The sequence below is a fragment of the Silvania hatchlandensis genome (assembly GCF_025564065.1).
Classification (GTDB): Bacteria; Pseudomonadota; Gammaproteobacteria; order Enterobacterales; family Enterobacteriaceae; genus Enterobacter; species Enterobacter hatchlandensis.
Window position 1 is genome coordinate 359,607 of the sequence record NZ_JAMGZK010000054.1, and the last position, 20,628, is coordinate 380,234.

The following is a 20,628-nucleotide window of genomic DNA, read 5'->3' on the forward strand; positions in this document are numbered from 1 at the left end:
AATTATAAAAAGTGAGTACCCTACGATGACAACGACAACAACGACAAAGCTTGACCCGATCGAAACCGCCTCCATGGATGAACTGCGCGCTCTGCAAACAACGCGCATGAAATGGACCTTAGAACATGCGTACAACAACGTGCCGATGTACAAACGCAAGTTCGATGCGGCGGGCGTCCATCCTGATGATTTCAAAGAGTTAGCGGATATCCGCAAATTCCCGTGCACCACCAAACAGGATCTGCGTGATAACTACCCGTTTGATACCTTCGCCGTGCCGATGGAGCAGGTGGTGCGCATTCACGCCTCGTCCGGCACCACCGGCAAACCAACCGTGGTTGGCTACACCCAGAACGACATTGATACCTGGGCGAACATTGTGGCTCGCTCACTGCGTGCCGCAGGCGGCAGCGCGAAAGACAAAATCCACGTCGCCTACGGCTACGGGCTGTTCACCGGCGGGCTGGGCGCGCACTACGGTGCCGAGCGTTTAGGCGCCACTGTGATCCCAATGTCTGGCGGCCAGACCGAGAAACAGGCCCAGCTGATCCGTGATTTCCAGCCGGATATGATCATGGTCACGCCGTCCTACTGCCTCAACCTGATCGAAGAGCTTGAGCGCCAGATGGGTGGCGATGCCAGTAAATGCTCCCTGCGTGTCGGCGTGTTTGGCGCCGAGCCGTGGACGCTGGCGATGCGCCGCGAAATTGAAAAACGTCTGGGCATTACCGCCCTGGATATCTATGGTCTGTCGGAAGTGATGGGGCCAGGGGTGGCGATGGAGTGCATCGAAACCGCCGACGGCCCGACCATCTGGGAAGATCACTTCTACCCGGAGATCGTCAATCCAAACGACGGTACGCCGCTGGAAGATGGCGAGCAGGGCGAACTGCTGTTCACCACCCTGACCAAAGAAGCGCTGCCGGTGATCCGCTACCGCACTCGCGACCTGACGCGTCTGTTGCCGGGAACGGCACGCACCATGCGCCGGATGGATCGTATCAGCGGGCGCAGCGACGACATGCTGATCATCCGCGGCGTAAATGTCTTCCCGTCACAGCTGGAAGAGGAGATCGTCAAATTTGAGCATCTGTCGCCGCACTACCAGCTGGAGGTGAATCGTCGGGGCCATCTTGATTCGCTTTCGGTGAAAGTCGAACTGAAAGAGAGCAGCCTGACGTTGAATCACGAACAGCGCTGCCACGTCTGCCATGAGCTGCGCCACCGCATCAAATCGATGGTTGGGATCTCCACTGACGTGACGATCGTCAACTGCGGCAGTATCCCGCGCTCTGAAGGCAAAGCCTGCCGGGTGTTCGACCTGCGTAAGGTCGCCGCCAACGGCTAACGCCTTGCTGTCGCCCTCTCCATATTAGGGGAGGGCTGCGGCCTGGGGGCTATGCTATGATTCATCCGATACAATAATCACAACAGAATGAATCACATGAGTAAACTCGACGCCTTTATTCAGCAAGCGGTTAGCTCCGTTCCCATCAGCGGTACCTCTTTAATCGCCTCCCTGTATGGCGACGCTTTGTCCCATCGCGGCGGCGAAGTCTGGCTGGGAAGCCTGGCGGCACTGCTGGAAGGGATGGGATTTGGCGAGCGCTTTGTGCGCACCGCGTTGTTTCGTCTTAACAAGGAAGGCTGGCTGGATGTTTCGCGCATCGGCAGGCGCAGTTTTTATCGTCTGAGCGACAAAGGACTCCGCTTAACCCGTCGCGCCGAGGCGAAAATTTATCGCGCAGAATTACCGGCCTGGGACGGAAAATGGCTGCTGCTGCTCTCTGAAGGGATGGACAAAACCACCCTTGCGGAGGTGAAAAAGCAGCTCATCTGGCAGGGTTTCGGCACGCTGGCACCCAGCCTGATGGCCTCACCTTCGCAGCAGCTGGCGGATGTACAGGCGCTGCTGCACGAAGCGGGCGTGGCCGAAAACGTAATCTGCTTTGAGGCTCACTCGCCGCTGGCGCTCTCCCGCGCCGCGCTGCGTTCCCGGGTGGAAGAGTGCTGGCAACTCAGCGAACAGAACGTGATGTATGAATCCTTTATCGACTCGTTCCGCCCGCTGCTGCCGCTGCTGCGGGAGGCCGCAGCGAATGAACTGACCCCGGAACGCTGCTTCCAGATCCAGTTGCTGCTGATCCATTTTTATCGTCGGGTGGTGCTCAAGGATCCGCTGTTACCGGAGGAGTTACTCCCACCGCACTGGGCGGGCCAGACGGCCCGCCAGTTGTGTATCAACGTTTATCAACGCGTCGCGCCGGGTGCGCTGGCGTTTGTCAGTGAAAAAGGGGAAACCACGGTCGGCGAACTGCCGTCGCCGGGCTCTTCTTACTGGCAACGCTTTGGTGGCCTGACGCTCGCGTAAAGGAGGTTATGTGCCTGTATATCAAATCGACGGCATGACGCCGGTGGTCCCGGAAGAGAGCTATGTCCATCCGACAGCGGTACTGATTGGGGATGTGATCCTGGGCAAGGGCGTGTACGTGGGGCCGAATGCCAGCCTGCGTGGTGACTTTGGCCGCATCCTGGTGCAGGACGGCGCCAATATCCAGGATAACTGCATCATGCACGGCTTCCCGGAGCAGGATACGGTGGTGGAAGAAGAGGGGCATATTGGTCACGGCGCTATCCTGCATGGCTGCATCATCCGCCGTAACGCGCTGGTGGGAATGAATGCGGTGGTGATGGATGGGGCAGTGATCGGTGAAAACAGCATCGTGGGCGCGGCGGCCTTTGTGAAAGCCAAAGCTGAGATGCCCGCTAACCATTTGATCATCGGCAGCCCGGCCAAAGCGATCCGGGTGCTGAGCGAGCAGGAGCTGGCGTGGAAGCAGCAAGGCACGCGGGAGTATCAAACCCTGGTCGAGCGCTGCAAACAGACCATGCACCAGGTCGAACCGCTGCGTGCGGTAGAACCGGATCGCAAAAGGCTGGTTTTTGATGAAAATTTACGGCCTAAATCGTCTCGCTGAACGAAAAAAGGGTGGCCAAAACCAGATCGGGATCACGTAATTATCTGATTTAATGATATTAAACAATAAAATATAAATGTTGGCGATTACAGGGTTGACACTGCGTCTATAATGAGTAAATTAGAACTCAGCACCACAGTGAAATAAAGGTTTAACGGTGCGGTAATATAGCAGTAACGAGATGCGATAATGGCCACGAAGTATTGTAGTTTGGGTCCTGGTAATCAGTAAAAACCAGTGTGAACACGCTTTCAGGCCATGCAGTAAATATGTACAATCGCATAATGGGGAAGTAAACGCGATGATGTAAGGTCTTGTTTCAAAGAGTAATATTCGCGATTTGGGTACGATTCAGTATGCAGTTGAGAATATCGCGAAGTATTAAGGCCACGCATCAAGAGTATATATCGCGAGGGTGATGTACACGACAGGACAAATGTTATTTCAATCACTTATCAGGAGGTAGCGTTAACTGGCTTCAACGGTAATCCTGTGAGAATACGTACATCTTAGAAGTTGTAGTGTGTAATTAAGTTGATGAATGTTAAATATTAATTTGGTAGAACCTTAAAAGCCCCGGCAATCAATTGCTGGGGCTTTTCCATTTTGCGGCTTCTGCCAGACGTCCATTCACTGCGCCGCCAGTGCGTAAAAGAACGCCGGATTGGCCTGGATAGCCGCCAGCACTTTTGCCGCCAGACCCGTTGGGTTACGCCTTCTGGACTCCCAGCTTTTGATGGTGTCGACGCTGGTGCCCAGCGCTTTTGCCATCTCAACCTGCGAAACGTTAAGCTGCTCGCGAATCGCTTTCACATCGGCAATCTCATAGCGGTTAACGCGTGCCGGGGCTTTAACCCCGTTTTTGATCTCGACTGCTTCTTCCAGGGACGTTTTGAGTTCGTCAAAAAAATTCATATCACACCTCATTTTTTAATAATGTGGTCAGTTTTTTTAGTTGCGCCTTTTCCGCATCGGTCAGGCTGTCTTTCGTTTTTTTCGGGTAAGCCATTACCAGCCAGATAATCTCGTTCGTTGCCAGAAAGTAGAGCACTCTGGCACTACCGCTTTTCCCCTGAGAGCCCGTCGCCATTCTGATTTTTCGCAACCCGCCCGTATTTTGGATGACATCGCCTTTGTCCGGAAAGGCGATAAGTTCTTTTTGCAAAGCCCTAAGCTCATCATCTGAGGCGATCTGTTGTATCTGCCGGGTAAACAGTGTGGTTTCGATAAATTCTATCGCATGACACATTTCATACTCTCCTTGAGAGAGTACTATGTACACCTCGCAGTGTACATAGTACTTATCCAGTTTATTTTGCCGTCAGTTCTCTTCAGGCGGTTTCACCGGCAGGCATTGTATGAAGTACAACGTTAATATGCTGAAAAGCGTGACGATTCTACGAGGTATCTCGTAAATAACAGGCGGAGTGCGGGGGATAAAAAAACTCCCACCGGGCGGTGGGAGTGGTAAATCTTATGCAGCCACCAGGCTGTCGATCGCGGCTTTCGCGTCAGTCTGCGCTTTGGTCGCCACTTCCGGACCGTAAGCAATACCTTCAGCAAACACGAAGTTTACGTCGGTGATGCCGATAAAGCCCAGGAACACGGACAGATATGGGGAAATCAGGTCGGTTGGGGTATCTTTGTGGATACCGCCACGGCTTGACAGCACGATAGCGCGCTTACCGGTCACCAGACCTTCCGGGCCTTTCTCGGTGTAGCGGAAAGTCACGCCAGCACGTGCAATCAGGTCGAAGTAGTTTTTCAGCTGCGTTGGGATGTTGAAGTTGTACATCGGGGCGTTGATCACGACAACGTCGTGCGCCTGCAGCTCGGCAATCAGCTCATCGGACAGCGCCAGCGCTTCCTGCTGACGTGGGGTCAGTGGCGCATCGCTCGGACGCAGGGCACCAACAAGTTCACCGTCCAGTACCGGGATTGGCTGAGTCGCCAGATCGCGGACGGTGATTTCATCTGCGCTGTGCTGTTCGCGCCACTGTTCAACGAAATAATCGGATAGCTGACCAGACTGAGAGTACCCTGCCAGAATACTGGATTTCAGAACTAATACTTTGCTCATGGTTGATTCCTTTTTTGTATTTGATAAGGGGGATTGCCCCGTTGCTTGTTGACACTCTATTCACAATCCTGTTGAAGGGATAGCGCAATATATCGAAGTCTATGTTCGAATTTTTTGAATAAGGCGCAAAAACCGCCGATGTGGTAGTCTATATCCATCATTAAAAAGAGAATGTATCCGGCAGTGCTCTGCCCGTTAACGCTATGACAGAACAACAAAAACTCACCTTCCCGATGCTCATGCAACAGCTGGATTCACTGATGCTGCGTGATAAACAGCGGTTTTCCCGCCGTCTGCACGGCGTGAAGAAGGTTAAAAATCCTGATGCACAACAGGCTATTTATCAGGAGATGGCCAACGAGATCGAACAAGCTGCCGGTAAAGTCGTGCTGCGCGAGGCGTCGCGCCCGACGATTACCTATCCGGAAAACCTGCCCGTCAGTCAGAAGAAACAGGAAATTCTCGAAGCCGTGCGCGATCACCAGGTGGTGATTGTGGCGGGGGAGACCGGTTCAGGTAAAACCACCCAGTTGCCAAAAATCTGCATGGAGCTGGGGCGCGGGATCAAAGGTCTGATCGGTCACACCCAGCCGCGTCGTCTGGCAGCGCGCACGGTGGCGAACCGTATTGCCGAAGAGCTGCAAACCGAGCCGGGCGGCTGTATCGGCTATAAAGTGCGTTTCAGCGATCACGTCAGCGATAACACCATGGTGAAGCTGATGACCGACGGCATCCTGCTGGCGGAGATCCAGCAGGACCGGATGCTGATGCAGTACGACACCATCATCATTGATGAAGCGCACGAGCGCAGTCTGAACATCGACTTCCTGCTGGGTTACCTCCGGGAGCTGCTGCCGCGTCGTCCGGATCTGAAAATCATCATTACCTCGGCGACTATCGATCCGGAACGTTTTTCGCGCCACTTTAACAATGCGCCGATTATCGAAGTCTCCGGTCGTACTTATCCGGTGGATGTGCGCTACCGACCGATTGTCGAAGATGCGGACGATACCGAGCGCGATCAGCTGCAGGCCATTTTTGACGCCGTGGATGAGCTGGGCAACGAAAGTCCGGGCGATATCCTGATCTTTATGAGCGGCGAGCGCGAGATCCGCGACACCGCCGATGCGCTCAGCAAGCGCGACCTGCGCCATACGGAAATTCTGCCGCTGTATGCGCGCCTGTCGAACAGCGAACAGAACCGCGTCTTCCAGGCGCACAGCGGACGCCGCATCGTGCTGGCGACCAACGTAGCGGAAACCTCGCTCACCGTGCCGGGCATTAAGTACGTGATTGACCCGGGCACGGCGCGCATTAGCCGTTACAGCTACCGCACCAAAGTGCAGCGTCTGCCGATTGAGCCGGTTTCCCAGGCCTCGGCCAACCAGCGTAAAGGCCGCTGCGGCCGTGTATCGGAAGGGATCTGTATTCGTCTCTATTCGGAAGACGATTTCCTGTCACGCCCGGAGTTTACCGACCCGGAGATCCTGCGTACTAACCTGGCCTCAGTGATTTTGCAGATGACCGCCCTGGGGCTGGGCGATATCGCTGCCTTCCCGTTTGTCGAAGCGCCGGATAAGCGCAATATTCAGGACGGCGTGCGCCTGCTGGAAGAGCTGGGCGCGATTACTACCGACGAGCAGGCCACCGTCTACAAGCTGACGCCGATGGGCCGTCAGCTCAGCCAGCTACCGGTGGATCCGCGTCTGGCACGCATGGTGCTGGAGGCGCAGAAACACGGCTGCGTGCGCGAGGCGATGATCATCACCTCGGCGCTCTCTATCCAGGATCCGCGCGAGCGGCCGATGGACAAGCAGCAGGCTTCAGATGAAAAACACCGTCGCTTCCACGATAAAGAGTCTGACTTCCTCGCCTTTGTGAACCTGTGGAATTACCTCGGTGAGCAGCAGAAAGCGCTGTCGTCGAACGCCTTCCGTCGCCAGTGCAAGCTGGATTTCCTGAACTACCTGCGCGTGCGCGAGTGGCAGGACATCTACACCCAGCTGCGCCAGGTGGTGAAAGAGCTGGGCATTCCGGTGAACAGCGAACCGGCGGAGTACCGCGAAATTCATATTTCGATGCTGACCGGTTTGCTGTCGCATATTGGGATGAAAGATACCGATAAGCAGGAATTTACCGGCGCGCGCAACGCCCGTTTCTCGATCTTCCCCGGCTCCGGCTTATTCAAAAAGCCGCCGAAGTGGACGATGGTCGCCGAGCTGGTGGAAACCAGCCGCCTGTGGGGGCGCATTGCCGCGCGCATCGACCCGGAATGGGTGGAGCCGGTGGCGCAGCATCTGCTGAAACGCTCGTACAGTGAGCCGCACTGGGAGCGGGCGCAGGGCGCGGTAATGGCCACCGAAAAGGTCACCGTTTACGGCCTGCCGGTGGTAGCCGCGCGTAAGGTCAACTACAGCCAGATCGATCCGGCCCTGTCGCGGGAGCTGTTTATCCGCCACGCGCTGGTGGAGGGTGACTGGCAGACCCGCCACGCCTTCTTCCGCGATAACCTGAAGCTGCGCAATGAAGTGGAAGAGCTGGAGCACAAGTCCCGCCGCCGCGACATTCTGGTCGATGACGACACCCTGTTTGAGTTTTATGACCAGCGCATCAGCCACGACGTGGTCTCTGCCCGGCACTTCGACAGCTGGTGGAAAACGGTCAGCCGCGACACGCCGGATCTGCTCAACTTTGAAAAGAGCATGCTGATCAAAGAGGGCGCAGAGCAGGTCAGCAAGCTGGACTATCCGAACTTCTGGCATCAGGGCAACTTCAAGCTGCGCCTGACCTACCAGTTTGAACCAGGCACCGATGCCGACGGCGTGACCGTTCACATCCCGCTGCCGCTGCTCAATCAGGTGGAAGAGAGCGGCTTTGAGTGGCAAATCCCCGGCCTGCGCCGGGAGCTGATTATTGCCCTGATTAAATCGCTGCCCAAACCGGTGCGCCGCAACTTTGTCCCTGCGCCGAACTACGCCGAAGCGTTCCTCGGACGCGCCACGCCGCTGGAGCTGCCGCTGCTGGATTCGCTCGAACGTGAGCTGCGCCGAATGACCGGCGTCACCATCGACCGGGACGACTGGCACTGGGATCAGGTGCCCGATCACCTGAAAATCAGCTTCCGCGTGCTGGACGACAAGAACAAAAAGCTGCTGGAAGGCCGCTCCCTGACCGAACTGAAAGATGCCCTGAAAGGCAAAGTGCAGGAGACGTTATCTGCGGTTGCCGACGACGGTATCGAACAGAGCGGGCTGCATATCTGGAGCTTTGGTCAACTGCCGGAAAGCTACGAACAGAAGCGCGGCAACTACAAGGTGAAAGCCTGGCCGGCGCTGGTGGATGAACGCGACAGCGTGGCAATTAAGCTGTTCGACAATCCGCAGGAACAGCAGCAGGCGATGTGGCGTGGGCTGCGCCGCTTACTGCTGCTGAACATTCCGTCACCAATCAAGTATCTGCACGAAAAACTGCCGAACAAGGCCAAGCTTGGGCTGTACTTTAACCCGTACGGCAAAGTGTTGGATCTGATTGACGACTGTATCTCCTGCGGTGTGGATCAGCTGATCAACGCGGCGGGTGGCCCGGTGTGGACCGAAGAGGGCTTTGCGACGCTGCACGAAAAAGTGCGCGCCGAGCTCAACGACACCGTGGTCACCATCGCGAAGCAGGTCGAGCAGATCCTCACCGCCGTGTTCAATATCAACAAACGCCTGAAAGGGCGCGTGGATATGACCATGGCGCTGGGGCTGTCGGACGTGAAGTCGCAGATGGCCGGGCTGGTGTATCGCGGGTTTGTCACCGGCAACGGCTACAAACGCCTTGGCGACACGCTGCGCTACCTGCAGGCGATTGAAAAACGTCTGGAGAAGATGGCCGTCGATCCGCATCGCGACCGGGCGCAAATGCTGAAGGTCGAGAGCGTGCAGCAGCGCTGGCAGCAGTGGCTAAACAAACTGCCGCCTGCGCGCCGGGATGACGACGACGTGCAGGAGATCCGCTGGATGATTGAAGAGCTGCGGGTCAGCTTCTTCGCCCAACAGCTGGGGACCCCGTATCCGATCTCCGACAAGCGCATTTTGCAGGCGATGGAGCAGATCTCAGCCTAGGTAAATGCCGGGCGGCGCCCTCTCCTCGTTGGGGAGAGGACAGAAACTGTCTACCGGAGTGTGGGCACTCCAGTAGCGCCACCGGGCATCTTTTCAGACCAACCGCCGCCCAGCGCCTTATACAAATCAATCTGCGCCAGCAGCAGGTTATTTTTGGCCTGCACCACGCTGGTCTGCACCGAGAACAGCGTGCGCTGGGCGTCCAGCACGTCCAGATACGATGAATAGCCGTTGCGATAGCGGTTCTGCGCGATCCGCAGCGTCTCCTGCGCCACCTCCTGCTGGGCCACCAGCTCGGTCAACTGTTCGCCAAAGCGGGCGATGGCATCGAGGCTGTCGTTCACCTCTTTAAAGGCATTGCGCACGGTTTGTTCGTAGCGATACATGGCCTGATTGCGCTGCGACTGGGCGATATCCACCTGCGCATTCAGCGCCTGACGGTTCAACAGCGGGGCCAGAATGCTGCCGCCGACGCTCCACAGCTCCAGCGGGTTATCCAGCAGGCCGGGCAGGGTGCGATCCTGCAACGATCCGGTTGCGGTCAGGTTGATCGAGGGCAGCAGGCTGGCGCGCGAGGCCGCCAGCGTCGCATCGGTCGCGATAAGCTGGCGTTCCGCCTGCACAATATCCGGGCGGCGATTGAGTAACGACGACGGTAGCTGGGACGGAATACGCAGCGGCGTCAGGACGTCAAAATCCGCGCTGCGGGCGATGGCCCCCGGATTACCGCCCAGTAGCAGGCTAAGCGCGTTCTCCTGGCGGGCAATCTGATTCTGCACCTGCGGGATCTGCGCCCGGGTCGAGCGCAGTTCGGAGTCGGACTGCATCAGCTCGAGTCGCGAGCTGTAGCCGGTTTCATACTGCCGTTTTGCCAGCGTAAATGCCTCTTCGCGGGCTTTGAGGGTCGATTGCGTCACCCGGAGCTGCTCGTCCAGCGCCAGCAGCGTGATGTAGCCTGAGGCCACCGATGCGGCCACGGTCAGATCGGCGGCTGCCGCCGCTGCCTGCTGCGCCTCGAGCGAGGCCTGTGCGGCATCGGCGGTACGGCGGTTTACACCCCAAATATCCACGTCATAGCTGGCGGTCAGGCTGCCTCGGTACAGGGCCCCGTACACCGGTAGTCCGGTCGCCGCAGACTGAGAGCGGGCGCGGGTGGCGCTCACCTGTCCATCCAGCGACGGAAACAGGCCGCCGTCAGCGGCGTACACCCGGGCCTGATATTCGTTAATCCGCTCCCGGGCGATCAACACATCGCTGTTATTACCCAGCGCCTGGTCAACGTAGCGGTTGAGATGGCTGTCGTGAAAGCTGCGCCACCACTGCTGTTCCGCCGGGCTGGCAGGGCCGCTGCTGGCGCGCCAGCTGGCGGGGATCGCCAGCGTCGGTTTAGCCGGGGCGACATCCACCGACTGACAGGCCGCAAGGGACAGGGCAATCATTAACGCGGCTACCGGGCGGAGGATCATTTTTCCTCCCGGGTATCAATCGTGACCTGCACTGACATGCCCGGGCGCAGCAGCGCAGACGCGTCCGGCTCGCCAAGCACCTCGATGCGCACTGGAATGCGCTGGGCAATCTTGACGAAGTTCCCCGTGGCATTGTCCGGCGTGATGGCACTGAACTCCACCCCGGTCGCGGGTGAAATGCTCTGCACCCGGCCCTGATAGGCGCGGTCGTTCAGGGCATCAACGGTGAATGTCACCGGCTGGCCGACCCGCAGCGTTGCCAGCTGCGTCTCTTTAATATTGGCGATCACCCAGTGCTGCGGCGGCACCAGGGTTGTGAGATGGGTTCCGGCGGTCACGTAAGCGCCTAAACGTACCGCAATCTGTCCCAGCTGGCCGCCGCGTGGGGCAACGATGCGGGTATTTTGCAGGTCGATTTGCGCCAGTTCGAGCGCTGCCCTGGCGTTATCCACGTCCGCCTCTAGCGCGCCGCGATTGACGATGGCGGTTTGCAGGTCCTGGCGCGACATCTCCAGTGTGGCTTTCGCCTGGTCGATATCGGCGCTGCCCTGGGCGGCGCTCGCCAGGGCGGCATCCCGCTCACGAATCGACAGGGACCCGTCGGCGGTCAGGTCTTTCACCCGCTTCAGATCGGCCTGGGTTTTCATGCTCTGGGCACGGGCATTTTTCAGCGCTGCATCGTTACGCGCAATCACCGCTTCGGCGCTTTTACGCTGCTGCAGGTTGTTATTCAGCGCGGCGATTTTCATCGCCAGTTGCGCTTCGGCCTGGTGCACGCGCTGGCGGTAGATGCGATCGTCAATCTGCAGCAGCAGGTCGCCTTGTTTTACCTGCTCAAAATCCTGGACATTGACCTTAGTGATGTAGCCGTTGACCTGCGGGCTGATAAAGGTGGTCTGGCCGCGCACGTAGGCGTTATCGGTGAACTGGGTGTGACGGGTAAACGGCGGCAGTTGCCAGGCGTAGAGGATCACCAGCACGCCAACGATGCCGATCGCGGCGGCGGCGAACATCGACACCACGCGCAGATTGTTACGGGTATTGGCCTGCTCTTTGGCGGCATCCTGCTGACTCATAACCACTCCTGGGAAAACACGTTAATCATTATTGTATAAAACCGTTATTTGCTGCCGGTGGCGCGTTTCAGCGCCATATGGGCAGTGATGCGCAGGCGCAGCAAGCGCCATAAAATCCACACCAGCGTGACGCTGGCAATGCCCGCCGTCAGAAGATAAGTATCGTTGTAAGCGAGAATATTTGCCTCCAGCGTGCTGGCGGTCTGCAGCTGAAGCGTGGTCTGGATATTCAGCAGGGCGCTGTCGCCTATCAGGCTCCGGTACATCTGGCTATAGACCTGCAAACGCTCGTTCACCAGCGGATTGAGTGTGCTGAGCTGATCGGCCAGCAGGCTGGAGTGGTACTTCTCGCGCCAGGTCTGGAAGGTGCCCAGAATGGCGGAACCCAGCAGGCCGCCAATATTCTGGCTCATGCCAAACAGCACCGAAAAGCTGACCAGGTTACGCGGGTCGGCAATCACACCGCCAATCCCGGCCAGCATCGCCGGGGCGAGGAAAAAGGCGCTGCCGAACCCCAGCAGGAACTGGCTCACCATCAGTTGGGCCGGGCGGGTGAGGCTGCTGGACTGGCTGTCGAGCAGGGAGGCGATAATCATCAATACCAGCGAGGTGACAATCGGCCAGCCGAGGCGCGTCGGTTTTATGGTCAGGCAGCTGGCGACGATGCCGCAGGCGATCCCGGCAAAAATTGACCACGCCAGCGATGTCATCTGTTCGTTCTGCAGGCCGACCAGCGTCAGCCAGCCAATCACCCCGGTGTTCTGCTCCGCCAGCACGATGCGGATCAGCAGCATGATCAACCCGAGGCGCAAAATACTGCCGCTGGAGAGCCAGCGAGTGTTCAGCAGCGGATTACTGCGGTTATGCTCGAAGACAATCGCCGAGACGATCAGCACCAGCGACATCGCCAGTGACCAGCCGATCCATGGCGCTTCAAACCACCACTCCAGCCGCCCGAGGGACAGCACCGCGCACAGCAGCGCCATGCCCGGCGCCAGCAGAACAAAGGTGATAAAATCTTTCTTCTCAAACACTTTGCGCCGATCGCCGGGGGGCAGCTTGAGCGCGATCACGCAGCCGAGCGAGATCAACGCCAGCCCGAGTTCAAACAGGTACAATCCGCGCCACTCATCCAGCTGCAGCAATTCGGTGGAGAACAGACGCGCAATGGGGATCGCCAGCGACGAGCCGGTGATGCCGATGGTAAGGGCTTTCAGGCGGTGTTTCGCAGGCCAGGCCTGGATCTGATAGTAGATCCCCAGCGAGCTGAGGGCCGCGGCCACCATCCCGTGGGCGGCGCGTACCATCAGGGCAGAGCTGAGATCGTTGACGAACAGGTGGAAAAAGGTCACCAGGACGTACAGCACCAGAAAGCCTTCGGTGAAGGCGCGCAGGCCAAACTGCTGGCGAAACTTCACCAGCAGCAGATTAATCGACACATTGGTCATCACGTACACCGCAGGCAGCCAGGCGATCTCGGTGGACCAGGCGGCAAACGTGCCCTGTAAATTCTGCAGGTTGGCGGCCACCATCGCATTGCCCAGCGCGCCGGTCAGGCACACCAGCAGGCCCACCACGCCATAGGCGATGCGTTTGGGCGTGCTGTGCAAGGGCGTGGACGGGGAGCCTAACAGCATCGGCTTTTCGTGAGGCTGCCACTCGCGAGGCGAATAGGGGTCGCGTTGAGGCAGACGCATAACCGTGATACCTATAAAATTAATGAATAGTTAGTGGGCTAATGATTCTAAGTCTGACTCAAATCATTTTTCAAGTGAATATGATAACGCCGGGTTAATCAAATGTGATCCGGTAAATTTCAGAGAGATCCTCTGTTAACCGGCGACCCGCGCGTTACGCTGAACGTAATAGTAGGAAGGAGGTAATGATGACACTCGCAATCTTCCCATGTTTGCCGGATAAAACCCTGGCAGCGGTGAACACCGTCGGCAGCTGGCTTGCCGAAACCGATTTCGACCCCACTCAACCGGCACCGCAGGCAGAAGGGGTGGTGCTGGCAGGCAACGCGGTGATCCCCACCATCGACACCGCCTGCCGTCTGGCGGCAGAGCTTGCCGTACCTTTGCTTATCAGCGGCGGTATCGGTCATTCAACCACGTTCCTGTATGCCGCTATTGCACGCCATCCGCACTACAACCGGGTGCGCACCACCGGTAAAGCCGAAGCCACTATTCTGGCGGAGATCGCCCGTGAATTCTGGCACATTCCGCCGGAGCGGGTGCTGGTGGAGGATCAATCCACCAACTGCGGCGAGAACGCGCGCTTTAGCTGGTCGCTGATGCAGCACCATCCGCTGCCTGCGAAGCGGGTCATTGTGGTGCAGGACCCGACCATGCAGCGCCGCACCATGGCGACCTTCGCCCGGGTGTGCCGCGACGCGCCTGCTGCGCCCAAGTGGATAAGCCAGCCGGGGATTGTGCCGCAGCTGCAAAACAGCGAAGACGGGCTGGTGTTCAGCGAGGGTGGCGAGGGGCTGTGGCCCGTCGAGCGCTATCTGTCGCTGGTATTAGGGGAACTGCCGCGTCTGCGCGATGACATCAATGGCTACGGCCCGGCCGGGCGGGATTTTATCGTGCACGTGAGCATCCCGGCAGAGGTCGAGGCGGCCTGGCAGGTGCTGCGCAACGACACCATTCTCACCGAAGCGTTGGTCAGTCGCTCTCTGCTGTAAACGGCTGCCCGTTTGCGCTGGCTTTTGCGCAAACGGGCAGGCTATGTTGTCGAGTTGTAATAAAAATGTTCTGCTGACCCGATTCTTTTATGAGAGATCTCACAAAAACAGCACGATAGAGTAGGAATGCGGATCTGAAACTGTAGTTTTTAACAATAATTTTACGTGTTAAAAACAGTCTAATTACAGGAGCAGGTCATGACAGTACCCGTACAACATCCTATGTATATCGATGGACAGTTTGTCGCCTGGCAGGGTGAAGCCTGGATTGATGTGATCAACCCGGCTACCGAAGAGGTCATTTCCCGTATTCCCGATGGCAGCGCCGAAGATGCCCGCAAGGCCATTGACGCAGCCGACCGTGCGCAGGCTGACTGGGAGGCCCTGCCTGCTATCCAGCGTGCGGGCTGGTTACGTAAAATCTCGGCAGGCATTCGCGAACGCGCCAGCGAGATCAGCGCCCTGATTGTGGCCGAAGGCGGCAAAATTCAGCAGCTGGCCGACGTGGAAGTGGCGTTTACCGCCGACTACCTTGACTACATGGCCGAGTGGGCCCGTCGCTACGAAGGCGAAATTCTTCAGAGCGACCGTCCGGGCGAGAGCATTCTGCTGTTTAAGCGTGCTTTAGGCGTCACCACCGGTATTCTGCCGTGGAACTTCCCGTTCTTCCTGATTGCCCGCAAGCTGGCACCCGCTCTGATTACCGGCAATACCATCGTCATTAAACCGAGCGAATTCACGCCGAACAATGCCATTGCGTTTGCCAAAATTGTCGACGACATCGGTCTGCCGAAAGGGGTCTTTAACCTGGTGCTGGGCCGCGGCGAAACCGTGGGTCAGGAGCTGGCTGGCAACCCGAAAGTGGCGATGGTCAGCATGACCGGCAGCGTGGGGGCGGGCGAGAAGATCATGGCCGCGGCGGCTAAAAATATCACCAAAGTGTGTCTGGAACTGGGCGGTAAAGCCCCGGCCATCGTGATGGACGATGCAGATCTGGAGCTGGCGGTGAAGGCGATTGTCGACTCTCGCGTGATCAACACCGGACAAGTGTGTAATTGCGCCGAGCGCGTGTATGTGCAGAAAGGCATTTATGACCGTTTTGCCAACCGTCTTGGCGAAGCGATGAAAGCGGTGCAGTTTGGTAACCCGGCCGAGCGCAACGACATTGCGATGGGGCCGCTGATCAACGCCGCGGCGCTGGAGCGTGTGGAGCAAAAAGTGGCTCGCGCGGTGCAGGAAGGGGCGACAGTGGTGCTGGGCGGCAAAGCCGTCGAGGGCAAAGGCTATTACTATCCGCCGACACTGCTGCTCGACGTGCGCCAGGAGATGGCGATCATGCACGAAGAGACCTTTGGTCCGGTGCTGCCGGTGGTGGTATTTGACACCCTGGAAGAGGCGCTGAAGATGGCGAACGACAGCGACTATGGCCTGACATCCTCCATTTACACCCGCGATCTGAACGTGGCGATGAAAGCGATTAAAGGACTGAAGTTCGGCGAAACCTACATTAACCGCGAGAACTTTGAAGCAATGCAGGGCTTCCACGCGGGCTGGCGTAAATCCGGTATTGGCGGGGCAGACGGTAAACACGGGTTGCACGAATATCTGCAAACCCAGGTGGTGTACTTGCAGTCCTGATGTTGAGTATCTCTGGCAGATAAGCAAAACGGCAACCTGGTTGCCGTTTTGCTTTTACCTTATACCTTCGTCGCAATCCAGTTCATCATCAACTCCGGCCAGACCGCCAGCGGCAATCCCTGGGCATCCCGGATGCCAAACCCGTGTTTTCCTCGCTCAAACAGATGCATCTCGACCGGTACGCCATGGCGGCGCAGGGCGCTGAACATCATCAGGCTGTTTTCAACCTTCACCGCCGGATCGTCGATGGCGTGCAGCAGGAAGGTTGGCGGCGCGTCGTGGGTGGCTCTGTCTTCCAGCGAATAGTGCCGCACCTGCGCGTCGGTCGGGGTGTCGCCCATCAGCTCGTGGCGTGAGCCAGGATGGTGCGGCCCGCTGTGCATGGTGATCACCGGATACGCCAGCGCCATAAACGCCGGACGGGCGGAGAATTCGTCGGCGGCGTCCAGCGGGGCATACACCGCTTCATCGTGACGGGTGCCGAGGCTGGCGGCCACGTGCCCGCCAGCGGAAAAGCCCAGCACGCCGATACGCGCCGGATCCAGCTTCCACTCCTGCGCACTGGCGCGGATGACCCGCATCGCCCGCTGCACGTCGGCCAGCGGCGCGTCGGCACCTTCTTCATGACCGTCGCCCGGCGCGCGGTAGGTCATCACAAACAGGGTATAGCCGCGCGGGTTAAAGAAGGCCGCCAGCGCGCTACCCTCTTTATCCAGTACCACGCGACGGTACGAACCGCCCGGGGCGACCAGAATACCGATACCGTTAGGTCTGTCCGGCGCATAAACGGTTACCTCGGGTGCCCGCACGCCGGTGACGGCGCGATCGAAGGCGGAGGTGCCGCTGTGGCGTGGCTCGGGGGTAAAAACGGCATCGCTGGAATGCGCGCCTGGCGCTTCAGGGGTGGGCCAGATGGGGAAAGTGGCTGAACGGGCAACGGCTTGCGCCATCTGCTGTTCTAAAATGTCGCGGCTCAATGCTTCCATGATAACGCTCCCTCTTGTGGAAAGCGTTTGTTATATCAGGGTTAACGAAATGAAAACCGGAACAAATTCACAGGTTGCGGACAGCAGGGCTGTCCGCGGTGAAATTACAGGGCAGCGAATTTATCTAAGGTACGCACCAGTTGGGTGACAAAGCCGTATTCGTTGTCGTACCAGGCGACCGTTTTCACCAGCTGTACGTCGCCCGCGTCGGTGACTTCGGTCTGGGTGGCATCGAACACCGAACCAAACTGCGAGCCAATAACGTCCGATGAGACAATCTCCTCCTCGGTATAGCCAAAGGAGTCATTGCCCTCCGTCGCCTTTTTCAGCGCCGCGTGGATCTCATCCACGGTGACTTTCTTGTTCAGGATCGCCACCAGCTCGGTCACCGAGCCGGTTTTTACCGGTACGCGCTGGGCGTGGCCCTTCAGCCTGCCGTTCAGATCCGGGATCACCAGCCCGATGGCTTTGGCCGCCCCGGTGGTGTGGGGGATGATATTTTCCACCGCCGCCCGCGAGGCGCGCAGATCCTTCCCGCGCGGGCCATCCACCAGCGCCTGAGTACCGGTATAGGCATGAATAGTCGTCATGGTGCCCGCCCGAATGCCAAAGGCGTCGTGCAGCACCTTAGCCAGGGGTGCCAGACAGTTAGTGGTGCAGGAGGCGACCGAGATAATGGTATCGCTGGCATCGATCGTGTCATCGTTGACGTTAAAGACGATGGTTTTCATCTCACCGGCAGGGGCAGAGATCAGCACTTTTTTCGCCCCGGCATCCAGATGGGCCTGGGATTTCTCCTGTGAGGTATAGAACCCGGTACATTCCACCACCAGATCCACCCCGGCGGCCTGCCACGGGATATGTTTGGCCTCTTTCTCGGCATACACCGCAATCGATTTGCCATCAACGATCAGCGAATCTTCGGTGAAGTCCACGCTCCACGGGAAAACGCCATAGTTAGAGTCGTGTTTTAACAGGTAGGCCAACACTTTCGGCGACGTTAAATCGTTTATCGCCACCACGGTGTTCGTGTCCTGGGTTTCCAGTAATCGACGAAGTACCAGTCGGCCAATGCGGCCAAAACCGTTAATGCCAATCTTACTCATGATGTTCTCCTGAATGGACGTATGAGACGTTGAACTCCTCCAGGATTAGACCATCAACCCCAACGAGGCAATTGACGATGCTTCATTTAGCAGGAAGTTTTTGAAAACGCATGGACAAAACTTAATGAATTTTTAACTAAAGGTGGTTATTTTGAGTTTTTCTACGCTCTACATTCAGGAATGACTATGCGCAATAAATACACCGGCCTGCAAATCGGTATCCACTGGCTGGTTTTCGTGCTGGTGATCGTGGCCTACTGTGCCATGGAGTTTCGCGGCTTTTTCCCACGCAGCGACCGCCCGCTGATTAACATGATCCACGTTTCCTGCGGGATCGCGATTCTGGTGTTGATGGTGGCGCGCCTGCTGGTACGGCTTAAGTATCCGGCCCCGCCGATCGTGCCAAAACCGAAACCGATGTACATCGGCTTATCCCACCTCGGCCACCTGGCGATCTACCTGCTGTTTATTGCGCTGCCGCTGATTGGCCTGGTGATGATGTATAACCGGGGCAACACCTGGTTTGCCTTCGGACTGGGAATGCCGCACGCCGCCGAGTCGAATTTTGACCTGGTGGATATGCTGAAGGCCTGGCACGTCACCCTGGCGAACCTCGGCTACTTTATTATCGGCATCCACGCCTTTGCCGCGCTGCTTCACCATTACGTCTGGAAAGACAACACCCTGCTGCGCATGATGCCGAAAAAGCGTTAAACCGCTGAGAGAAATGCCCGGAGAAATACTCCGGGCGAATAGATTATCGTCAGGACGATAATTATTACGCACGCGACTCATGCGTTTTCTTAAATCTACTACTCAGCCTCAGGAAAGGATATTGTCGTACATATTAACCTCGCAGATTCGGGCTTTATTTCACGACTCACTCTTCGGGCTTTTTCCCACCGCCGTGGCTATTATGCCCCCCTTTTTTTCCGGCCTCTGATGCGCGCTGCGGGTCATTCTTAAAGTTGCCACCGCTGCGCTGTCCGCCCTTGCGTCCTGCTTCGGCTGCACGCTCCCGGTTTTCTGCGAAATTGCCAGAACCACCTCGATGTTTTGCCATAACATGTCTCCCGTTTTTGGTGATGATATTTATTGCGGGGAAATTAATCCCTTTAGTCCGTGCAAAAATAAATGTAGCCAGTGCAATAAAAACGTCAATAAGCCTGTTGGCTCTTTTTATTACCCGCGTGCTAGTTATTTTCCAGACTGTTCTGAGGGTTGGCGTAAATATAGTGAATGGGTGAAAACCCTGTCGCTAATACTATATTTGTCAAGTCACGTTCGGGCGATTAACCGCTGCCGTCAGCGATCGGCCATTTTTGCCAGAAAATGAAAGCTGCATCACACAATTCCGCTTTACTCTTTTATTTTGTTTCCGCAGTTAACTATGTGTATGCGAATGAGATGAACGTGGAAGGACTGGTGGCGACCACCTCAACCTGGCAGCGGGAAAAAGTGCATACCGATATGATCGCGCGGGTGCTCGGTCACTACGGTGATGTTCAACCGAATCTGTTGAAACATGCCGCCGGGTTCCCGACCCTTGCCGCGCTGAATGCGGTCGTCGCGCCGGGCCTGGCGAGCTACGGGATGGCGGCAACCGGTGACGGAAAAAATACCGCTGGATCCGATTTGCTGGTGAAAGCGATTGAGAAGAGCACCGACGCGGCGCATCCGCTGTTCATTAACCTGTGGGGCGGGGCAAATACGCTGGCGCAGGTCCTGCAGGATCTGTCGAAAAAACACCCGGCAGATGCGGTGCAGGCGCTGACCAAAAATCTGGTGGTTTACGCAATTTCCGACCAGGATGATGCCGGTTTCTGGGTGCGCGAGCACTATCCGCACATCACCTATATTGTCGATCCATCCAGCCAGAACGGCGAGGATTATGCCCGTGCCACCTGGACCGGGATCAGCGGCGACAAGTATTATCGCAATGCGCCAGGGGCCGATTTCACCACCGTGTCGCAGCTCTGGCTGGATGAAAATATCCGAGGCCTTGGCCCGATGGGCAAAGGTTACCTGCAGTATCTGTTTATCATGGAAGGCGATACCCCTGCGTTCCTTGGCCTGATCCGCAACGGCCTGAACAGCGAGCGCAACCCAGGCTGGGGCGGCTGGGGCGGGCGCTATATCGTGCGCCCGCCACAGCATGAAACTCGACGCCAAAGTGGGCGAGGCACTCTCGCTGAGCGCGGCGGGCAGTAAAGATCCCGATGGCAACACGCTGAGCTATAACTGGTTCCTCTACCCGGAAGCGGGTGCCGCCAGCTCAAGCGCCGTGGAGGTTAAGGATGTGCAGGGCCGCCGGGGTGAAGATAACCTCACCGCACCTGCCGTGCTCGCGATGGGGGAAAACGGTAAGCAAACCGCGGACGTGAAAGCGCTGCGGACGGGTACCGAACACGTGATCCTCGCCGTCACCGACAACGGCAAACCGGCATTAACCTCATATCGACGGGTGATTGTTACGGTGAAATAAGGCGCATAATCCAGGCCC

18 protein-coding genes are annotated in these 20,628 nt (G+C 57.6%); 9 read left to right on the forward strand and 9 right to left on the reverse strand.

Features of this window, described 5'->3' with window-relative positions; translation table 11 throughout:
• Positions 1 to 25: 25 nt before the first annotated feature.
• The 3 genes from paaK to paaY all read left to right on the forward strand — a co-directional run bounded on the left by paaK (position 26) and on the right by paaY (position 2,978).
• Positions 26 to 1,348 carry a phenylacetate--CoA ligase PaaK gene (gene paaK, locus M8014_RS20735; RefSeq protein WP_271284256.1) on the forward strand — a complete coding sequence of 441 codons (1,323 nt, stop codon included), beginning with the start codon at positions 26 to 28 and terminating at the stop codon, positions 1,346 to 1,348.
• An 87-nt stretch (positions 1,349 to 1,435) separates the two neighbouring features.
• Entirely contained in the window at positions 1,436 to 2,371 is a 936-nt protein-coding gene (paaX, locus tag M8014_RS20740; RefSeq protein WP_271284257.1) for a phenylacetic acid degradation operon negative regulatory protein PaaX, read from the forward strand.
• A gap of 10 nt (positions 2,372 to 2,381) precedes the next feature.
• Positions 2,382 to 2,978, forward strand: a complete 597-nt coding sequence (paaY, locus tag M8014_RS20745) for a phenylacetic acid degradation protein PaaY (RefSeq protein ID WP_271284258.1) — start codon at positions 2,382 to 2,384, stop codon at positions 2,976 to 2,978.
• A 630-nt stretch (positions 2,979 to 3,608) separates the two neighbouring features.
• Here paaY and nadS read toward each other — a convergent pair.
• The 3 genes from nadS to azoR form a co-directional block, all read right to left on the reverse strand.
• Positions 3,609 to 3,893: a NadS family protein gene (gene nadS, locus M8014_RS20750; RefSeq protein WP_271284259.1), complete on the reverse strand. Its 285-nt coding sequence runs from the start codon at positions 3,891 to 3,893 to the stop codon at positions 3,609 to 3,611.
• Between the two features lies 1 nt (position 3,894).
• Positions 3,895 to 4,227, reverse strand: a complete 333-nt coding sequence (locus M8014_RS20755; protein ID WP_271284260.1) for a type II toxin-antitoxin system RelE/ParE family toxin — start codon at positions 4,225 to 4,227, stop codon at positions 3,895 to 3,897.
• A gap of 225 nt (positions 4,228 to 4,452) precedes the next feature.
• Positions 4,453 to 5,058, reverse strand: a complete 606-nt coding sequence (gene azoR / locus M8014_RS20760; protein ID WP_271284261.1) for an FMN-dependent NADH-azoreductase — start codon at positions 5,056 to 5,058, stop codon at positions 4,453 to 4,455.
• Positions 5,059 to 5,261: 203 nt separating this feature from the next.
• Between azoR and hrpA the strand changes: the two genes are divergently transcribed.
• Entirely contained in the window at positions 5,262 to 9,164 is a 3,903-nt protein-coding gene (hrpA, locus tag M8014_RS20765; protein WP_271284262.1) for an ATP-dependent RNA helicase HrpA, read from the forward strand.
• A gap of 50 nt (positions 9,165 to 9,214) precedes the next feature.
• Here the strand turns inward: hrpA and M8014_RS20770 are convergent, their stop codons facing one another.
• From M8014_RS20770 to M8014_RS20780, 3 genes are read right to left on the reverse strand one after another with little or no spacing between them, the layout of a single operon-like run.
• Positions 9,215 to 10,630, reverse strand: a complete 1,416-nt coding sequence (locus M8014_RS20770) for an efflux transporter outer membrane subunit (RefSeq protein ID WP_271284263.1) — start codon at positions 10,628 to 10,630, stop codon at positions 9,215 to 9,217.
• Positions 10,627 to 11,706 (reverse strand): HlyD family secretion protein, encoded by a 1,080-nt coding sequence (locus tag M8014_RS20775; protein ID WP_271284264.1) that lies wholly within the window; start codon positions 11,704 to 11,706, stop codon positions 10,627 to 10,629. Before M8014_RS20775 ends, M8014_RS20770 begins: the two co-directional genes overlap by 4 nt.
• 44 nt (positions 11,707 to 11,750) lie before the next feature.
• Positions 11,751 to 13,403, reverse strand: coding sequence for an MFS transporter (locus M8014_RS20780; RefSeq protein ID WP_418939622.1), 1,653 nt, complete (start codon positions 13,401 to 13,403; stop codon positions 11,751 to 11,753).
• 188 nt (positions 13,404 to 13,591) lie between these two features.
• On the opposite strand from M8014_RS20780, the gene M8014_RS20785 reads away from it, so the two are divergent.
• Positions 13,592 to 14,395, forward strand: coding sequence for a YdcF family protein (locus tag M8014_RS20785; RefSeq protein ID WP_271284298.1), 804 nt, complete (start codon positions 13,592 to 13,594; stop codon positions 14,393 to 14,395).
• A gap of 198 nt (positions 14,396 to 14,593) precedes the next feature.
• Positions 14,594 to 16,033: an aldehyde dehydrogenase gene (gene aldA / locus M8014_RS20790; RefSeq protein WP_271284265.1), complete on the forward strand. Its 1,440-nt coding sequence runs from the start codon at positions 14,594 to 14,596 to the stop codon at positions 16,031 to 16,033.
• Positions 16,034 to 16,092: 59 nt separating this feature from the next.
• Here the strand turns inward: aldA and M8014_RS20795 are convergent, their stop codons facing one another.
• Positions 16,093 to 17,019 carry an alpha/beta hydrolase gene (locus M8014_RS20795; protein WP_271284266.1) on the reverse strand — a complete coding sequence of 309 codons (927 nt, stop codon included), beginning with the start codon at positions 17,017 to 17,019 and terminating at the stop codon, positions 16,093 to 16,095.
• A 104-nt stretch (positions 17,020 to 17,123) separates the two neighbouring features.
• A complete protein-coding gene (gap, locus tag M8014_RS20800) occupies positions 17,124 to 18,125 on the reverse strand; it encodes a type I glyceraldehyde-3-phosphate dehydrogenase (RefSeq protein WP_271284267.1) in 1,002 nt (333 codons plus the stop codon).
• Positions 18,126 to 18,311: 186 nt separating this feature from the next.
• Between gap and cybB the strand changes: the two genes are divergently transcribed.
• Positions 18,312 to 18,839 (forward strand): cytochrome b561, encoded by a 528-nt coding sequence (gene cybB / locus M8014_RS20805; RefSeq protein WP_271284268.1) that lies wholly within the window; start codon positions 18,312 to 18,314, stop codon positions 18,837 to 18,839.
• Positions 18,840 to 19,005: 166 nt separating this feature from the next.
• On the opposite strand, the gene M8014_RS20810 is transcribed toward cybB, so the two are convergent.
• On the reverse strand, positions 19,006 to 19,188 hold the full coding sequence (locus M8014_RS20810; RefSeq protein ID WP_271284269.1) for a con-10 family general stress protein: 183 nt from the start codon (positions 19,186 to 19,188) through the stop codon (positions 19,006 to 19,008).
• A gap of 350 nt (positions 19,189 to 19,538) precedes the next feature.
• On the opposite strand from M8014_RS20810, the gene M8014_RS20815 reads away from it, so the two are divergent.
• Both M8014_RS20815 and M8014_RS20820 read left to right on the forward strand, forming a co-directional pair.
• A complete protein-coding gene (locus M8014_RS20815) occupies positions 19,539 to 20,336 on the forward strand; it encodes a DUF1593 domain-containing protein (RefSeq protein ID WP_271284270.1) in 798 nt (265 codons plus the stop codon).
• Complete coding sequence (locus M8014_RS20820; RefSeq protein ID WP_271284271.1) at positions 20,281 to 20,610, forward strand: hypothetical protein; 330 nt, start codon at positions 20,281 to 20,283, stop codon at positions 20,608 to 20,610. The genes M8014_RS20815 and M8014_RS20820 overlap by 56 nt, the downstream gene beginning before the upstream one ends.
• The last annotated feature ends 18 nt before the right edge of the window (positions 20,611 to 20,628 follow it).

What these genes read in the sequence shown, in the direction of transcription:
- paaK (WP_271284256.1), top strand. Translation starts at nt 26, where the DNA reads ATGACAACGACAACAACGACAAAGCTTGACCCGATCGAAACCGCCTCC.
- paaX (WP_271284257.1), top strand. Translation starts at nt 1,436, where the DNA reads ATGAATCACATGAGTAAACTCGACGCCTTTATTCAGCAAGCGGTTAGC.
- nadS (WP_271284259.1), bottom strand. Translation starts at nt 3,893, where the DNA reads ATGAATTTTTTTGACGAACTCAAAACGTCCCTGGAAGAAGCAGTCGAG.
- M8014_RS20755 (WP_271284260.1), bottom strand. Translation starts at nt 4,227, where the DNA reads ATGTGTCATGCGATAGAATTTATCGAAACCACACTGTTTACCCGGCAG.
- azoR (WP_271284261.1), bottom strand. Translation starts at nt 5,058, where the DNA reads ATGAGCAAAGTATTAGTTCTGAAATCCAGTATTCTGGCAGGGTACTCT.
- hrpA (WP_271284262.1), top strand. Translation starts at nt 5,262, where the DNA reads ATGACAGAACAACAAAAACTCACCTTCCCGATGCTCATGCAACAGCTG.
- M8014_RS20770 (WP_271284263.1), bottom strand. Translation starts at nt 10,630, where the DNA reads ATGATCCTCCGCCCGGTAGCCGCGTTAATGATTGCCCTGTCCCTTGCG.
- M8014_RS20775 (WP_271284264.1), bottom strand. Translation starts at nt 11,706, where the DNA reads ATGAGTCAGCAGGATGCCGCCAAAGAGCAGGCCAATACCCGTAACAAT.
- M8014_RS20780 (WP_418939622.1), bottom strand. Translation starts at nt 13,403, where the DNA reads ATGCGTCTGCCTCAACGCGACCCCTATTCGCCTCGCGAGTGGCAGCCT.
- M8014_RS20785 (WP_271284298.1), top strand. Translation starts at nt 13,592, where the DNA reads ATGACACTCGCAATCTTCCCATGTTTGCCGGATAAAACCCTGGCAGCG.
- aldA (WP_271284265.1), top strand. Translation starts at nt 14,594, where the DNA reads ATGACAGTACCCGTACAACATCCTATGTATATCGATGGACAGTTTGTC.
- M8014_RS20795 (WP_271284266.1), bottom strand. Translation starts at nt 17,019, where the DNA reads ATGGAAGCATTGAGCCGCGACATTTTAGAACAGCAGATGGCGCAAGCC.
- gap (WP_271284267.1), bottom strand. Translation starts at nt 18,125, where the DNA reads ATGAGTAAGATTGGCATTAACGGTTTTGGCCGCATTGGCCGACTGGTA.
- cybB (WP_271284268.1), top strand. Translation starts at nt 18,312, where the DNA reads ATGCGCAATAAATACACCGGCCTGCAAATCGGTATCCACTGGCTGGTT.
- M8014_RS20810 (WP_271284269.1), bottom strand. Translation starts at nt 19,188, where the DNA reads ATGGCAAAACATCGAGGTGGTTCTGGCAATTTCGCAGAAAACCGGGAG.
- M8014_RS20820 (WP_271284271.1), top strand. Translation starts at nt 20,281, where the DNA reads ATGAAACTCGACGCCAAAGTGGGCGAGGCACTCTCGCTGAGCGCGGCG.